The organism is Dactylosporangium aurantiacum, assembly GCF_000716715.1.
Classification (GTDB): Bacteria; Actinomycetota; Actinomycetes; order Mycobacteriales; family Micromonosporaceae; genus Dactylosporangium; species Dactylosporangium aurantiacum.
The window spans coordinates 1-346 of the sequence record NZ_JNYJ01000169.1 but is presented as its reverse complement, the minus strand read 5'-3'; the positions used below and the strand labels follow the sequence as shown (position 1 = coordinate 346).

Annotated in this window: 1 protein-coding gene; it reads right to left on the bottom strand. The window is 67.9% G+C overall.

Annotated elements, in window-relative coordinates; all coding sequences use genetic code 11:
* Positions 1-6: 6 nt before the first annotated feature.
* A partial coding sequence (locus OP18_RS50795) for a carbohydrate ABC transporter permease (protein WP_033368061.1) occupies positions 7-346 on the bottom strand: 340 nt, incomplete at its 5' end.

Sequence of the window (346 nt, the reverse complement as noted above, 5' to 3'; positions counted from 1 at the left end):
GGGTGTTCAGCCCTTCACGGCGCCGGCGGTGAGCCCGGCGACGAGGTAGCGCTGGAGGATCGTGAAACCGATGACGACGGGCAGCGACACGACCAGCGACGCGGCCATCAGGTCCGGCCACGCGGTCTCGAACTCGCCGAGGTAGGTGTTGACCAGGCCCGGTGGCAGGGTCTGCTTGTCCGGACCCGCCAAAGTCAACGCGAAGATGAAGTCGTTCCAGCCGCGGATGAACGCGAACAGTCCGGTAGCGACCAGCCCGGGCAGCGACACCGGCAGCAGGATGCGGTGGATGATGGCGCCCTGACCGGCGCCGTCCATCTTCGCCGCCTCGATCAGCTCATCCGGG